Genomic DNA, 15,235 nt, shown 5'->3' on the forward strand with positions numbered 1-15,235 from the left:
AAGTTGGCACTTTGCAGAGGCTGCAAGGCGTTTTGTGAAGTGTTTCGGGGTGGGAATGCACGTTTTGCCACGGAGTGCAATATTATTTTTTTTATGAATAGGTGTTATCCCTTAAAAGGGGTTGTTGACACGTGGGCCTTACCCCATCCTATCGCCTGAAAATTGCATTCGCACCTATTGTTTACAGGAGTCTTTTCATGCCACCCCAGTCGTCGGCCGTGCTGCCTGCCACCGCAGCTTCGGTCCAGTCCCCCGCAACCACCCAGTATTCGGCCGAGCATCTGGCCGTCATCAAGCTGATGGCCGTCATGACGGCGCTGGCCGTTGCACTGATGGTCGTCGTCACCCGTTGGTTTGCCGACCTTGATGCCGTTCCCGGCCCCCTGGCCGACAGCCTCATGGCCGAAGGCAGCTTCCGCGTCGTGGGTGGCGCCATTGGCATTCTGGCCATGTCGGTCGGCATGCTGGTCATCTGGGTTCGCCTGGTCAAACGTCTGGTCCGCATGGACTGGATCGGCTGATCCCGGTTTTCGATACACCTGTCCCAAGGTGTCACGCCTGTTTGCGCTTTGCTGCGGACATTTGCAGCATCGGCGCAACATTTCCATGAAAGAATGACAGCATCGGGGCCTGCCCCTTTATTCATTGCGCTGTCATGCCTTTCTCCCTGTCGTCACTCCGTCGTTCCTCCCGGCGTTCTGCTGCATCTGCCGGGACTGCCGCTGCCGCCACATCCGTTGATGCAGGCGGGCCCAGTCGTGCAGCCTCTCCGCATATCGTCTCCCCAGCCGCTGCGCCACGTGCCGGCTGGCTGGCCGTTTCGCTGCTGACCCTGATGGTGGGCTGCTCGGCCGCCAGCAATGGAGAGGCAACCGGCAGTGCAGGCGGGCCATCCGGTGCGGCGCCCAACATGGGGGTTAAGGGATGTACCGCGCTGATGCAGAAGCAGCATGGGCAGCTCAAGAGCATCCAGCTCAAGAATGGCTCGCCCGCTGCGGGGACGGCCGTGCCCGGCGTGCCCGATCTGCCGCGGCCCACCAAGGCCGTGCCGGCAGCCGATCCCGTCTATGGCAACTGCGTGCTGCGGGTGACCGAACACGCCAAGGAACCGCCGGTGCGCTTTGCCCGGCACGACTATTCCCGCCGTCAGGCCTTCAATGCCGATGGCAGCCGCATCCTGATCGCGTCCAACGACGGTACCTGGCACCTGTACGATGGCCGGACCATGGAATACGTCGACGAGCTGGACGGCCCGGCTGGCGACGCCGAACTGCAGTGGCACCCCACCAACCCCGATCTCATCTATTACATGCCCAGCAACGGTCTGGGCATGGAACTCTACGAGCTGAACGTCAGGACGGGCTCCAGCCGCACCGTGGCCGAGTTCGGCGACCGCCTGAAGAAGTTCTGGCCGGATGCTGCGGCCGCCTGGACCAAGGCCGAGGGGGCGCCGTCGGCCGATGGGCGCTACTGGTGCTTCATGGTGGACGATGCCGAGTGGAAGTCACTGGGCGTGTTTGCCTGGGATATGAAGGAAGACCGCATCCTCGGCAAGATGGACACGCATGGCGACCGTCCCGATCACGTCAGCATGAGCCCGGGCGGCAAGCGCTGCGTGGTGTCGGGCGACACCGAGGGCGTGGGCACCCGGGCCTGGACGCTCGACTTCAAAAAATCCACCCAGGTGCATCACAAGTCGGAACACTCCGATATGGCCTTCGATGCGCAGGGACGTGACGTGTACGTGTCCATCGACTATCAGAGCGATGGGGGCGACGTGTTCATGACCGACCTCGAAACCGGCAAGCGCACCGTGCTGTTCAAAACGTATCTGGATCACAGTGCCACGGCCGTGCACTTCTCCGGCCGCGCCTTCAAAAAGCCCGGCTGGGTGCTGGTGTCCACCTACGCGGCCGACGGCAAGCGCCAGTGGCTGCACGAGAAGCTGATGGCCGTGAGCCTGACGCCCAATCCGCAGGTGAAGGAGCTGGCCTTCCATCACGGGGCCTACAACGGCTACTGGACCGAGCCGCAGGCCACCGTCAATCCGGACTTCACACGCGTGCTGTTCAACTCCAACTGGGGCAGCCGCAGTGACATGGACATCGACAACTACATGGTGGTGCTGCCCGAAGATGCCGTGAAGTAGGCTGCCTGACCCGTCGTGTGGGCTGGGGGCGGCATGGTGGCGGATGCGCGGGGGCGCCCCGGGGTTTTGCGGAATGGCCCCCTGTAACGGTAGGATGCAGGCAAGGAGTGTGCCCTCATGAACCATCCTGCCGATTCCACCGTCCCGCCCCGTCCGGGTGCTGGCGTGCCTGCTGCGCCTGCTTCCTGCATGCCGGAAGCCGTCAGTGGGCCTGTTTCCCCCGACTGCCCGCTGTGCCAGGTGCAGCACGAAACCGTGCTGTGGCAGGATGCGCGGCTGCGCATCATCCATGTGCCCCACGAGCCCGGGCTGCCCGCGTACTTTCGGGTGATCTGGCAGCGCCACGTGCCCGAAATGACCGATCTGGAGGAAGGCGACCGGCGCCATCTGTGGCAGGTGCTGACGCAGGTGGAGCAGGGCATGCGGCTGCATTTCCAGCCGGCCAAGATCAACCTGGCCGCCTTTGGCAACCAGGTGCCGCACCTGCACTGGCATCTCATCGGCCGCTGGCCGTCCGATCCGCAGTTTCCCGGATCGGCCTGGTCACCCGTGGTGCGGCCGGATGGTTCGCCGGAACAGCAGGCCGTGGCTGCCCGGGTGGCCGAACGGCTGCCTGCCTTCCGGCAGTGGCTGGTGCAGCAGCTGGTCGCATGAGCCAGAGCGGCCCCCGGCTGGCATGGCAGCGAGATCAGTTCACCTGCACGCAGCGGTACAGCAGCGGGCCGTCGACCACTTCGTTCACGCCGGCTTCATTGACCAGACCGGCAATGATGGCCTCATTGCGCTTGCTGTGCCACGAGAAGCCCTTGTGTTTGGCCGACAGGGCGTCGGAGGTGGTGTAGCGCGAGCCCGAGGCGGCCGGACCTTCGTTCAGCGTGTAGACCTTGCTGGCGAAGGTCAGTTCGACCACGGCATCACCTGCCTGGCCTTCGGGCGGCATCTTGTAGGTGGCCAGCACGTCTTCGGTGCGGACCAGCCCCAGAGCCTGCGCCTCCTTGGTCGGCACGCAGCTCATCGTCATCGTGGCCGTGGTGACCAGGTTGCTGGCCGGGGGCATCTGGGCGGCGTTTTTGGTGGACTGGTCCGGCTGCGTGGCCCCGGCCATGGCATCGTGGCCCTCATGCGAAGGCTGCGGTGAGGGCGACGACATGGTGTTGCAGGCGGCCAGCAGCAGGGCCGCCGCGACGGTGGTGGCGCCGGCGCTCAGGCGGGTGGACAGGGAAGGACGTTTGAACATGGAGAAACTCCTTGCAGGGAATGCCAGAGTGGCATGTGGTGTGCTGCCCATGCTGTCTTGCCGGCCGTGCCTGAGTACGGCGGTCTGTCAGCACACGGCGGGAACCCTCGCGGGGACGAATGAGTCCATGACACGCTTCAGGGGTCTGCGCGGGGACGCACACGTCCATGACACGCTCGGGGCATCAAGATTAACAGAGTCTGCGTGCCGCATTGCCGACCGTTCGTCTGTTCGTTCCCGGCTGCCATGCGGTCCAGCCACGTCGTGCGGCGGGGCAGGGGAAGAGTTGTCGTATCCTAGTGTGTGTTATGGACTCATTCGTCCCTCCGCCCCCTTTGGGCGTGCAGGACAGGGCGGCAGGGCTGCAGAATCCTCAAGGGCTTCAGGTCGCTGCCAGCACGGTCATGCATGCCGGAAAGGGGCGCAGGGGCGTGCCTCTCGAATCATGGCCGGTCTGACGCCCAATACACCTACTCCCACCAATATCGTCGTTCACGCCCGCTCGCGCGAGCTGGTGGTCGATTTCAGCGACGGCGCGTCCTTTCACTACAGTTTCGAGTTCCTGCGGGTGAATTCGCCCTCGGCCGAGGTGCAGGGGCATTCGCCGGATCAGGCGGTGCTGCAGTATGGCAAGCAGAACGTCACCATCACCGACATCGAACCGGTGGGCCATTACGCCATCCAGCCCACGTTCAGCGATGGACACGCTTCCGGTATCTACTCCTGGGACTATCTCTACCGTATCGGTCGTGATCATGACCGGATCTGGGCCGAATACCTGACCGACATCCAGACACGCGGATTGAGCCGTACGGGCAATGAGGCGCCTCCTCCCCCGAAGAAATCCGGCTGTGGCGGCGGTGGTTGTGGTGGTGGCCATGGTCATGGCGGGGGCGGCTGCGGCGGGTGAGCCTGTCTGAACCCATGCGGCAGTCGGCGTGGCGGGGCGGGCAGACATGTCCATGATGGCCGTTCCTGCCGATGGACCGTCGGGACGCTGAACATCCGTATGCGTTGAGGGGTATGCACGGGCATGCCCCAGCCGGCCTTGCGGCCGGTCAAGCAGCGCGGGACGGGTTGGCGTAATATCCGGGCTGTATGCATGCCGGCTGCAGGGGCTTTGCCTGTGGCCGCTGCGCCGTGCCTGCCTGCCGGGTACGGTTCAGGGCGGGTGTCCATGGCCTGTGTTCATGGCTGTACATCCGCGCCACCGTCTGCCGTTTCTTCGCATTGCCAGGCCATTCCGTCGTTTCAGGAGTTTCCCGTGTCCGACACCCAGCAGAAAACCCACTTTGGTTACCAGCAGGTCGATGCCGCCGAAAAGGCCGGCCGGGTGCGCGGCGTGTTCGACTCCGTGGCCAGCCGCTACGACCTGATGAACGACCTGATGTCCGGCGGTCTGCACCGGGTCTGGAAGCATTTCACGGTGGGGCAGGCGGCACTGCGTCCCGGCATGCGGGTGCTCGATCTGGCCACCGGCAGCGGGGACCTGGCCCGTGCCATGGCCCGCAAGCCCGGCGTGGAGGTGTGGATGACCGACATCAACGCCGCCATGCTCGACGTGGGCCGCGACCGGGCGCTCAACGACGGCCTGTCGCTGCCCACCGTGCAGTGTGATGCCGAGCGGCTGCCATTCCCCGACAAACACTTCGACCGCGTCACGCTGGCCTTCGGCCTGCGCAACATGACCAACAAGGACGTGGCCCTGAAGGAAATCCACCGCGTCCTCAAGCCCGGTGGCAAGGCGCTGGTGCTGGAGTTCTCGAAGGTGTGGGAGCCGCTGCGCCGTCCGTACGATGCCTTCTCCTTCAACGTCATCCCGGCCATCGGCAAGCTGGTCACCAACGACGCCGACAGCTACCGCTACCTGGCCGAGTCCATCCGCATGCACCCCGATCAGGAAACGCTGGCGCAGATGTTCCGTGACGCCGGCTTTGGTCAGGTGCGTTACTTCAACATGACGGCGGGCGTCGTGGCCCTGCATCAGGGCGTGCGGCTGAACTGATCACCAGGGCCGTCGAATCCGGTGCCCCTGCCGTGTGAGGGTGTCCGGATTGTTTCAGCGTACCTGCGGTAGCAGGGTGCTACGGTGGCAGGGGTACCTCGCCGTTGGTGGCCTGGCGGCAGGTGGCTGACGGATTGTGGTTGTTCCCCTGATTTTGTGCCTTGCGCCGGCCTGCTTGTCCCGTGCGTGACGGCCGGCATGCAGGCGCCTGTCGGACGGCCTTTCAGCGGCAACGGTCTTCCCGCATTGTGATTTTTGCCGGGCCGTTGTATTTTGCGGCTGCGTCCCCATCTGCGGGACGGATGGCCGCCGTGCGTTCGCCTGTGTTGCCGGCCTGTTCCGGGCAGATGAGCGTCCGTTTTCGGTCGTTCATTGCCAAGATTCCCCATTGCCCAACCCACTTTTGTCAGATTGGACAGAGGAACTTCCATGAAGAAATTTTTGATGATGCTGATGGTCGTGCTCGCCAGCTCGGTCATGTTCATGACCGATTCGGCCGAAGCCGCCCGCATGGGTGGCGGCCGCAGCGTCGGTCGTCAGAACAGTACGGTGCAGCGCGCCGCGCCTGCCCAGCAGAACGCCTATGGTCGCCAGCAGGGCGCCGCTGCCCAGCAGCAGAATGGCCGTCGTCCCGGCTTCGGCATGGGGCTGCTGGGGGGGCTGGCCGCCGGTCTGGGCCTGAGCGCCCTGGCCAGCGCCTTCGGCCTGGGAGAGGGCTCGGGCGTCTTCCTGCTGATGCTGCTGCTGGCTGCCGGGGCGTTCATCGCCTTCCGCATGTACAGCCAGCGCATGGCCCAGCAGCGAACGGCCGGTGCAGGGGCCGGGGCTGGTAATGGTCAGGCCGGCCTGCGCAATGCGCTGGGTGGCGGCGGTCTGGATGCCATGCTGCGCCAGAACGGCGCACAGAATGGCCAGGCCGGTTTCCCCGGTGCTGCCGCCCAGGGGGGCGCCGGCAGCATGGCCCAGGGCAGCGCTTTTGGTGATGCAGCCGCGCAGAACGGTCCGCAGGGCGTGGGTGGCTACACGGCCGCCATGCAGGTGCCGGCCGGTTTCGACACCGAGGGCTTCGTGCGCCAGGCCAAGGTGCAGTTCGTGCGCCTGCAGGCTGCGTTCGATGCGAAGAACAGCGACGATCTGCGCGAGTTCACCTCGCCCGAAATGTTTGCCGAACTGAACGTCGACATGATGCAGCGCGGTGATGCACCGCAGACTACCGAGGTGGTCGAGCTGAATGCCGAGCTGCTGGGCATGCACCAGGATGGTGCCATGCAGGTGGTCAGCGTGCATTTCAGCGGCCTGATCCGTGAAGAGCCCAACACGCCGGCGCAGCCCTTTGCCGAGGTCTGGAACTTCTCGCGTCCGGCCTCCGGGGCTTCCGGCTGGGTGCTGGCCGGCATTCAGCAGCTGAACTGATGGCTGACTGACGTCGGTGTGGTCCGCTGGCCGGGTTTTTGGCCGGCCGGCGCCATTTTCTGTCCGCATGGATGCTGCCCGGCGGGGATGCGCAGGTGCCGTGAAGGGCAGAATCTATAATCTTTGTCATTCAGGAACCAAACCGCGCGAGCGCGCCTGCCATGCTCCAGATTCCTCTTCCCCTTGCCCAGCTGGTGCTGTCGGCCATCAACCATGTCTCCCGCCAGCAGTTCTGGCTGCGTGACGTGATGGCGCCTCATGCCGGCCGGGTGGTGCGCATCCATGTGCTGCCACCGTCGCCCGAGCCCGACGATGCGCCGTTCAGCACCCGTCGGCGCAACCGTGCCCGAACCTCGAAGACCGGGCAAACACCGGCGGGCCGCTCCTATGCGTCCTACCTGGCTGTTGATGCTGCGGCGACGCCGGGGGCAGGGCAGGCTGCTTCAGCCGGTGCTGCCGGAAAGGACGGTGCACCCTCACCGCTGGGGTTGCCGTCGCTGCAGACCGATGCCCGGATCGGGGCCGATGGCTCACTGTCGGCCGTCTCGGGCGAGGAGCCATCCGTAGTCCTGACGGCCAGACCGACGGTCGATGCGGTCTTTCGTGCCATGCGCGAAGGGCCGATGGCGCTGGGGGCAACGCTGCGCATCGAGGGTGACGCCATGCTCGCCCAGGCGCTGGGCGAGGTGGCACGGGCGATGAACTGGGACGTGGAAGAAGATCTCAGTCGCGTGGTGGGCGATGCGGCCGCGCACCGGGCCGGCCAGTTCCTGCGCGATGCCCGGGGGCATGCGGCCGAGGCTGGCAGCCGGCTGCGCGATGCCCTTACCGATCACCTGTCGTCGGAAAGCGGGGTGCTGGTGTCGCGCCCCGAGTTCGAGGCATGGCGTGATGACGTGCAGAGCCTGACCGAGCGGATGGAGCGGCTGGAAAAGCAGACGCCGTCGTCACACTGAGGGGGCTGGTGAAAAAGCAGACGCAGTCGCAGGACCGGGCGCAGGACAGGATGTCTAGTCCTGGCTGCGCATGCTGACCTGTTTGCACAGGGATTCGCCGCCAGTGCGGCGGGGGACAACAGACCTGTGATGCGCACTAAGGCCCGTGATGCTCACTATGGCCGGAATCGCTCGAACACGGCCTGAATGGCCTGTTCGTCGCGCAGCCCGGCGGCCAGGCAGAGCTGCAGCAGAATCCGCGCCTTTGGCGCATCCAGCCAGCCTGCGGTGACGAAGCCCAGGGCATCGTCACTGTGCTCGGGGCGTGCCTCGGTGTTGCGGGGCACATAACCGGCCGGTACGCGGGTAGCCCGCACCACCATCACACCCTGCTGCCGGGCGGCGGCCAGTGCGGCGCGCACGGGCGCCGGCATGGTGCCGATGCCGGTTCCGGCCAGCACCAGGCCGGCATGGCCGCGCTGTACCAGCCAGTCCACGAGGGCCGGGTCGGCATCCACGTACTGCGGCACGAGGGCTATGCGGGGGAGCGTGCCGGTCTGGTCGGCGGGCTGTCCCTGGCTGGCGAACGGCTCTTGAGCGGTGAACGGCTTCTGGACGGTGAACTGACCCTGGTCGGTGTGCCGTTCCTGGCCGGTGGGCTGTTCTTGGCGGGGGAGCTGTCCCTGGCTGGGGAGCTGTCCCTGGCTGGCAGACTGGCCCTGAACCGCGGGCTGGTCCGGACCTGAAAACGGGGCAACGCCAGGACTGGTGAACATGCCAAGGTCAAGACCGGCAAACAGCCCCTGCCAGCCGGTGGCGGCCGCCAGGACTTCGGGGGCAGCCCAGCGTGGCACATCGCCTTCCAGCCATCCCACCGGGGCGCCGAAGCGCTGGCCGAAGGCGTCGGTCTGATTGGCATGTGCCTTGAACACGGCGTCTGGACGCAGGATTTTGCCGGCAAACTGCACGAATGCCCCGCCGATACCGGCTGCCCGGGCTGCCAGTGCAAAACGGCAGGCGTCGTACAGATTGGCCGGGCCGTCCGCGCTCAGTGCCGTGGCAGGACGCATGGCGCCGGTGAGTATGACGGGCCGGTCCGGTGGCAGCACCAGTGAGAGGAAGAAGGCTGTTTCTTCCAGGGTGTCGGTGCCGTGGGTGATGACGATGGCATCTGCCGCCCGCGAGGCGCTCTGCCACGCCCGCACCCGCGCCAGCAGCTGCAGCCAGTGGGCGCTGTCCATCTGCTCGCTGGGAATCGAGAACACCTGCTCCGAGGCCAGCTGTCTGTCGGGAACCAGGGCCGCCAGACCGGGGACCGAGGCCAGAATCTCGCCGATGGGCAGCGCACCGGCCTGATAGCCGGTGGCACTGCCAGCCGAGGCGGCCGCTCCGGCAATGGTGCCGCCCGTGCCGAGGATCAGCAGGGCGGTGGGGCCGGATACGCCAGCGGTCGCAGCGTCGGCATGGTCGACCGTGACTGCATGCGCGGCAGGGGCTGCATGGGTGGCCGGGACTGCATGTGCGGCCGGCGTGGCCGGATGGTCCTGGTGAAGGGCAGGGGCACGGGAAGCTGACACGTCGGACATGGCAACAAAGGAGGGAGACAAACAGCCGGAAAGATGGGGAAGGCCGCCATACAAGACCTGCCGAACCGGGAGGCGCAATGATAGCGGCCCCGGCGCGTCACAGGACAGCCCCTGTCCGGGTTGCTCCGCCGGTTGCCAGTGCCCATGCGGAGGAGTGCCCATGCCGGCCGATACCCAACGAACCGCCCCGCCTTCGCACCTCCGCCCGCTTCCCCCGAAAATTCTGCCCCCATGCCGAAGCCCCTGGCCGATTCGTAGTACATTTCACGCAAACAACACAGACCGGGTGCCCCCTGCGTTGGGGCGAATGGCCGCATGGCATGGCGCCTTGTTCTGTTCCCGCGGTGTCCCAGGAAGCCGCATCTCAAGGAACCTCCATGTCCCGTCACGCCCCGGATACTTTCCTTGGCCACCCCCGGCCGCTGGGCACGCTGTTTCATATCGAGTTGTGGGAACGGTTCTCGTTCTATGGGATGCAGAGCATTCTGCTCATCTACCTGTACTACTCGGTTCGCAGTGGGGGGCTGGGCATCGATCAGGGGCTGGCCGGCAGCATCACGGGCGTTTACGGTGGCAGTGTGTATCTGGCCACCATTCTGGGCGGCTGGCTGGCCGACCGGGTGCTGGGGCCGGAGCGCACGCTCTTCTATTCCGGCGTGGTGGTCATGCTGGGGCACGTGGTGCTGGCGCTGGTGCCGGCGGTGGCAGGGCTGATCGTCGGGCTGGTGTTCATCGCGCTGGGCAGCGGGGGGGTGAAGTCTTCGGCCAGCACCATGCTGGGTTCGCTGTACGAAGAAGAGAACCTCCGGTCGCTGCGGGACGCCGGCTTCTCGCTCTTCTATCTGGCCGTCAACATCGGGGCGCTGTTCGGTCCGCTGCTGACCGGGCTGGCCCAGGTGCATGCCAGTTTCCATGCCGGTTTCGGGCTGGCGGCCATCGGCATGGCGGTGGGCCTGTGGCGCTACGGCCGGGACCGCAGCGCGCTGCCGCACCAGCCACCGCCCAATCCGCTCACGCCGGCACACCGCAACCGGGCCATCCTGACGGGCGTGCTGCTGCTGGCCGTGCTGGCGCTGGTGGTGGGGACGGGGCTGGTCAACGACGGCAATTTTTCCGACGTGATGCTGGGCATCAACGGTGTGGCCGTGCTCAGCTACTTTGGCTGGATGCTGTTCGGCTCGGCGTTTTCCAATACCGAAAAACGGCACGTGTGGGCCTGGGTGCCGCTCTTTCTGGCCTGCTGCGTGTTCTGGATGCTGTGGGGGCAGATCTTCACGGCGCTGGTGGTGTACTTCGACGAGGAAGTGCCGCGCGTCCTGTATGGCTTCGAGGTGCCGGTGGCCTGGGGCGCCTCGCTGCAGAGCGTCTGGGTGCTCCTGCTCTCCGGCTCGATGGCCACGCTCTGGACCTGGCTGGGCCGCCGCCAGCCGCACACGCCCATGAAGTTCGCGCTGTCGCTGTTCGTCATGGCGCTGGGCTACTACTGCTTCGTGCCCTATACGCGCTCCGGTGAGCCGATGTCGATCTGGGTGTTCGCCCTGGCGCTGATGATCCTGACGGTGGCCGAGCTGCTGATCTCGCCCATCGCTACCTCCTTTGCCACCAAGATTGCCCCCAAACCCTTCCGCACGCAGGCAGTGGCGGTGAGTTTCCTGTCGCTGTCGCTGGGCTTCACGGCCAGCGGCGCCATGTTCGATACGCTGTACGACCCCAAGGCACAGGCCGATTTCTACCTGCTGCTGGTGGTCTGCAGCCTGGTGGCCGGCGTGGCCCTGCTGGTGCTGGTTCCCATGCTCAACCGCATGCTGAAGGACGTGGACTAGACTTTCTCGCCCCGGGGCAGATCATGGTCTGTCACCGGTTTTCATCAACCTCAGATACAGGCCCCGCGTGCAGTCGGCCCCGGCGTCCCCCGGCAGGACACGGCCCCTCTGCACGCCGAACAGGTTTTCACCTGGCGGGCCATCACAGGAGACTTCCCATGCCCCGCCACGCGCCGGACACATTTTTCGGTCATCCCCGGGCTCTGGGGACGCTGTTCCACATCGAGCTGTGGGAGCGGTTCTCGTTCTACGGGATGCAGAGCATCCTGCTCATCTACCTGTACTACTCGCTGACCAGCGGGGGGCTGGGCATCGACCAGGGGCTGGCCGGGGGCATCGCCGGCGTCTATGGGGGCAGCGTCTATCTGGCCACCATCCTGGGCGGCTGGCTGGCCGACCGGGTGCTGGGGCCGGAGCGCACGCTCTTCTATTCCGGCGTGGTGGTCATGCTGGGGCACGTGCTGCTGGCACTGATTCCGGGCGTGCCGGGGCTGGTCGTCGGCCTGGTGTGCATTGCGCTGGGCAGTGGTGGCGTGAAATCATCGGCCAGCTCCCTGCTGGGCTCGCTGTACGAGACCGACGAACTGCGCCCGCTGCGCGACGCCGGCTTTTCGCTGTTCTACCTGGCCATCAACGTGGGGGCGCTGTTCGGTCCGCTGCTGACCGGCACGGCCCAGACGCGCATCAACTTCCATGCCGGTTTCGGGCTGGCGGCCATCGGCATGGCGGTGGGGCTGTGGCGCTACACCCGCTCCCGCCATACCGTGCCGGATGTAGGTGTGCCCCATCCGCTGTCGCCGGCCGTGCGCCAGCAGGTGCTGGCCGGGCTGATCCTGCTGCTGGCCATCGTGGCCGTGCTGGTCGGGACGGGCATCGTCAACACCGGCAACTTCTCGAAGGTGGTGCTGGGCATCAACGCGGTGGTCGTCCTGGGCTACTTTGGCTGGATGCTGGGCAGCCCCGGCTTCAGCGCCACCGAAAAACGGCACGTGCGGGCCTGGATTCCGCTCTTCCTGGTCTGCTGCATGTTCTGGATGCTCTGGGGGCAGGTGTTCACGGCGCTGGTGGTGTACTTCGACGAGGTGGTGCCGCGTGTCGTCTACGGCTTCGAGGTGCCGGTACCCTGGGGTGCGTCCATGCAGTGCATCTGGATGATCTTCCTCTCCGGCGCCATTGCCTCGCTCTGGACCCGGCTGGGCAAGCGCCAGCCCGGCACACCGATGAAGTTCGTGCTGTCGATGCTGGTGCTGGCAGCCGCCTATTACATCTTCGTGCTCTACACCCGGGCCGGCGAGCCGATGCCGCTGTGGATGTATGCGCTGGTCACGCTGATCATCAACATTTCCGAGCTGCTGATCTCGCCCATTGCGCTGTCCTTCGCCACCAAGATCGCCCCGGCCTCGTTCCGTACCCAGGCCGTGGCCGTGCACTTCCTGTCCATCTCGCTGGGCTTCACCGCCGGCGGTGCACTGTTCAACGCCTGGTACAGCAAGGAAGGCATGGCCGACTTCTACCAGATCCTCTCGACGGGCAGCCTGCTGACCGGCCTGGCCCTGCTGCTGGTGGTGCCGGTGCTCAACCGCATGCTGCGTGATGTGGACTGATTGACGGAGCCGGTGGCGTCACCAGCCACGGTGTCCGGGCGATTCCGTGCGCTGGTGGTGCGTCCTGTCAGGCAAGGTGTCCAGCCTTGTCTGCGTGGCCGTCCAGACTGCAGCGACACGGTGATGATGCGACCGCACCGTTCAGCCTTGTCCTGCGCGGCCGCCCAACCTTGTCTGAGTGGCGCTTCCTGTCAGCACACGGCCGGGGCGGGGACGAATGCGTTCATGACACGCACCGGGGCCAGAGCACCCTCCTTTTCACGCAGAGGTGCCCCCTGTGGCGCGAGGGGGTAACATCCCGGAATCGACTTTCACCCTTCAGGAACCCGGCATGACGGCATCTGCAACTCCCGCTTCCTCCCTGTCCACTCCCGCCCAGCGTCTGGCTGCCCTGCGTCAGGCCATGAAGCAGCATGGCTACGACGCCTGGATCGTCCCCTCGGCCGATCCCCACATGTCCGAATACATGCCCGAACACTGGCATGGCCGCAAATGGGTGTCGGGCTTCACCGGTTCGGTGGGCACGCTGGTGGTTACGGCCACCACGGCTGGCGTCTGGGTGGACAGCCGCTACTGGGAGCAGGCCGCGGCCCAGCTGGCCGGCACCGGCATCGAACTGCAGAAACTGGGCAAGGTCCGCTCTCACGTGGACATGCTGGCCGATACGCTGCACGAGGGCGCCGTGGTCGGTGTGGCCCCCGACATGCTGTCGCGCACGGCCCAGCGCCAGCTGCAGCAGGCCCTGGCACCGAAGGGCGTGCAGCTGAAGGCCGAAACCGACCTGCTCGACGGCTTCTGGTCCGACCGTCCCCCCATGCCCACCGCCCCGGTGGCCGTGCACCCAGCCGCCTTCGTGTCCGAAACCACCGCACAGAAACTGGCCCGTGTGCGCGCCGCCGTGCAGGAAAAGGGCGCCACGCACCACCTGATCTCCTCGCTGGATGACATCGCCTGGCTCACCAACCTGCGCGGCAGCGACGTGGAATACAACCCTGTGTTCCTGGCCCACCTGCTGGTCGGCCCGGATAGCGCCACGCTCTTCGTCAACGACACCCGCCTGAACGACGAGGCCCGTGCCGCCCTGCGCAGTGCCGGCATCGCGCTGGCCCCCTACGAACAGGTGGCCGATGCCGTGGCGGCGCTCACCGGCAGCCTGCTGGTCGACCCGCTGCGCGTAGCCGCCAGCACGCTGCAGAAACTGCCCGCCGCCGTGCTGGCGGTGGATGAGGGCGCAGCGGCAGCCGGCAGCGGGCCGGCAGGCTCCACCACGGCCGGCCGTGCCGCAGCAAATGCGGCAGGTGCGTCAGGTGCGTCCGGTGCGGCAAATGCGTCAGATACAGCAGGTGCGACGAATGCTCCGGCTGCCACCGGGCAGACCGCCCGCGTGCAGCTCATCGAAGCCGTCAATCCCAGCACGCTGTTCAAGGGCGTGAAATCGGCCGCCGACATCGCCCACACGCGTGAAGCCATGGCGCAGGACGGCGCCGCCCTCTGCGAATTCTTTGCCGATTTCGAGGCCCGCCTGCAGAAGGGCGAGGTGCTCAACGAGCTGCAGATCGACGAACTGATCACCGCCGCCCGTGCCCGCCAGCCGAACTTCGTTTCCGCCAGCTTCGGCACCATCTGCGGCTTCAATGCCAATGCTGCGCTGCCGCATTACTCTGCCACCCCCGAACAGTTCAGCGAGATCCGCGGTGACGGCATGCTGCTGATCGACTCCGGCGGCCAGTACCTGAACGGCACCACCGACATCACCCGCGTCGTGCCGGTCGGCACCCCCTCCGCTGCCCAGAAACGCGACAACACCCTGGTCCTGAAGGCGCACATCGCCCTGTCCACCACCGTCTTTCCCGATGGCATCGGCGGCCCGCTGCTCGATGCCATCTGCCGCAAGCCGATGTGGCAGCACCAGTGCGACTACGGCCACGGTACCGGCCACGGCGTCGGCTACTTCCTGAACGTGCACGAAGGTCCGCAGGTCATCTCCTGGTATGCGCCTGTCCTGCCGCATGCCGCCATGCGGGAAGGCATGATCACCTCCATCGAGCCGGGCCTCTACCGGCCGGGCCAATGGGGCATCCGCATCGAGAACCTGGTCGTCAACCTGCCGGTGGCCAAACCCGAAGAAACCGATTTCGGCACCTTCCTCTACTTCGATCCGCTCACCCTGTGCCCCATCGACACCCGCCTGATGGACACCGCGATGATGACGCAGGAGGAAATTGCCTGGGTCAACCGCTACCACGCCCTGGTGCGCGAAAAACTCGCCCCGCGCGTCAGCGGTGCCGCAAAGGCGTGGCTGGAGGCCCGCACCCAGCCGCTGCCCGGCTGAAGCTGCTGACACAGTTGCTGAACGTTTGAGCTTGCTGTCCTGACTGTGTTCCGAAGAAGCGTGCATCTTCCATGGGCTCGCCTGATGGCCCGCGTGGTCGGCGACAGCCCTGTCGTGTTCCGGGGCGGGCGTCTTCCATGGGGGCATGGCC

Annotated in this window: 12 protein-coding genes; 10 read left to right on the forward strand and 2 right to left on the reverse strand. The window is 66.1% G+C overall.

Annotation, left to right across the window (positions count from 1 at the left end):
* Positions 1 to 197 precede the first annotated feature (197 nt).
* The 3 genes from EHV23_RS12525 to EHV23_RS12535 all read left to right on the forward strand — a co-directional run bounded on the left by EHV23_RS12525 (position 198) and on the right by EHV23_RS12535 (position 2,803).
* Entirely contained in the window at positions 198 to 521 is a 324-nt protein-coding gene (locus EHV23_RS12525) for a hypothetical protein (RefSeq protein ID WP_125096370.1), read from the forward strand.
* A gap of 134 nt (positions 522 to 655) precedes the next feature.
* Complete coding sequence (locus EHV23_RS12530) at positions 656 to 2,149, forward strand: WD40 repeat domain-containing protein (RefSeq protein ID WP_238990448.1); 1,494 nt, start codon at positions 656 to 658, stop codon at positions 2,147 to 2,149.
* A 117-nt stretch (positions 2,150 to 2,266) separates the two neighbouring features.
* Positions 2,267 to 2,803, forward strand: a complete 537-nt coding sequence (locus EHV23_RS12535) for an HIT family protein (protein ID WP_238990449.1) — start codon at positions 2,267 to 2,269, stop codon at positions 2,801 to 2,803.
* 34 nt (positions 2,804 to 2,837) lie between these two features.
* On the opposite strand, the gene EHV23_RS12540 is transcribed toward EHV23_RS12535, so the two are convergent.
* Positions 2,838 to 3,386 (reverse strand): MliC family protein, encoded by a 549-nt coding sequence (locus tag EHV23_RS12540; RefSeq protein WP_158615964.1) that lies wholly within the window; start codon positions 3,384 to 3,386, stop codon positions 2,838 to 2,840.
* Between the two features lie 445 nt (positions 3,387 to 3,831).
* Here EHV23_RS12540 and EHV23_RS12545 point away from each other — a divergent pair, with 445 nt between their 5' ends.
* The 4 genes from EHV23_RS12545 (at position 3,832) to EHV23_RS12560 (ending at position 7,760) form a co-directional block, all read left to right on the forward strand.
* Positions 3,832 to 4,296 carry a gamma-butyrobetaine hydroxylase family protein gene (locus EHV23_RS12545; protein ID WP_125096372.1) on the forward strand — a complete coding sequence of 155 codons (465 nt, stop codon included), beginning with the start codon at positions 3,832 to 3,834 and terminating at the stop codon, positions 4,294 to 4,296.
* Between the two features lie 354 nt (positions 4,297 to 4,650).
* Positions 4,651 to 5,391, forward strand: a complete 741-nt coding sequence (gene ubiE, locus EHV23_RS12550) for a bifunctional demethylmenaquinone methyltransferase/2-methoxy-6-polyprenyl-1,4-benzoquinol methylase UbiE (protein ID WP_238990450.1) — start codon at positions 4,651 to 4,653, stop codon at positions 5,389 to 5,391.
* Positions 5,392 to 5,820: 429 nt separating this feature from the next.
* On the forward strand, positions 5,821 to 6,804 hold the full coding sequence (locus EHV23_RS12555; protein WP_125096374.1) for a Tim44 domain-containing protein: 984 nt from the start codon (positions 5,821 to 5,823) through the stop codon (positions 6,802 to 6,804).
* 161 nt (positions 6,805 to 6,965) lie between these two features.
* Positions 6,966 to 7,760, forward strand: coding sequence for a ubiquinone biosynthesis accessory factor UbiJ (locus EHV23_RS12560; protein ID WP_125096375.1), 795 nt, complete (start codon positions 6,966 to 6,968; stop codon positions 7,758 to 7,760).
* Positions 7,761 to 7,915: 155 nt separating this feature from the next.
* On the opposite strand, the gene EHV23_RS15320 is transcribed toward EHV23_RS12560, so the two are convergent.
* Positions 7,916 to 9,325, reverse strand: a complete 1,410-nt coding sequence (locus tag EHV23_RS15320) for an asparaginase (RefSeq protein ID WP_158615965.1) — start codon at positions 9,323 to 9,325, stop codon at positions 7,916 to 7,918.
* 377 nt (positions 9,326 to 9,702) lie between these two features.
* Between EHV23_RS15320 and EHV23_RS12570 the strand changes: the two genes are divergently transcribed.
* From EHV23_RS12570 to EHV23_RS12580, 3 genes are all read left to right on the forward strand, one after another.
* Positions 9,703 to 11,148 (forward strand): peptide MFS transporter, encoded by a 1,446-nt coding sequence (locus tag EHV23_RS12570; RefSeq protein WP_125096376.1) that lies wholly within the window; start codon positions 9,703 to 9,705, stop codon positions 11,146 to 11,148.
* A 158-nt stretch (positions 11,149 to 11,306) separates the two neighbouring features.
* Positions 11,307 to 12,752 (forward strand): peptide MFS transporter, encoded by a 1,446-nt coding sequence (locus EHV23_RS12575; RefSeq protein ID WP_125096377.1) that lies wholly within the window; start codon positions 11,307 to 11,309, stop codon positions 12,750 to 12,752.
* Positions 12,753 to 13,083: 331 nt separating this feature from the next.
* Complete coding sequence (locus tag EHV23_RS12580) at positions 13,084 to 15,084, forward strand: aminopeptidase P family protein (protein WP_125096378.1); 2,001 nt, start codon at positions 13,084 to 13,086, stop codon at positions 15,082 to 15,084.
* The last annotated feature ends 151 nt before the right edge of the window (positions 15,085 to 15,235 follow it).

Origin of the sequence: Lautropia dentalis (genome assembly GCF_003892345.1) — a bacterium.
GTDB lineage: Bacteria > Pseudomonadota > Gammaproteobacteria > Burkholderiales > Burkholderiaceae_E > Lautropia > Lautropia dentalis.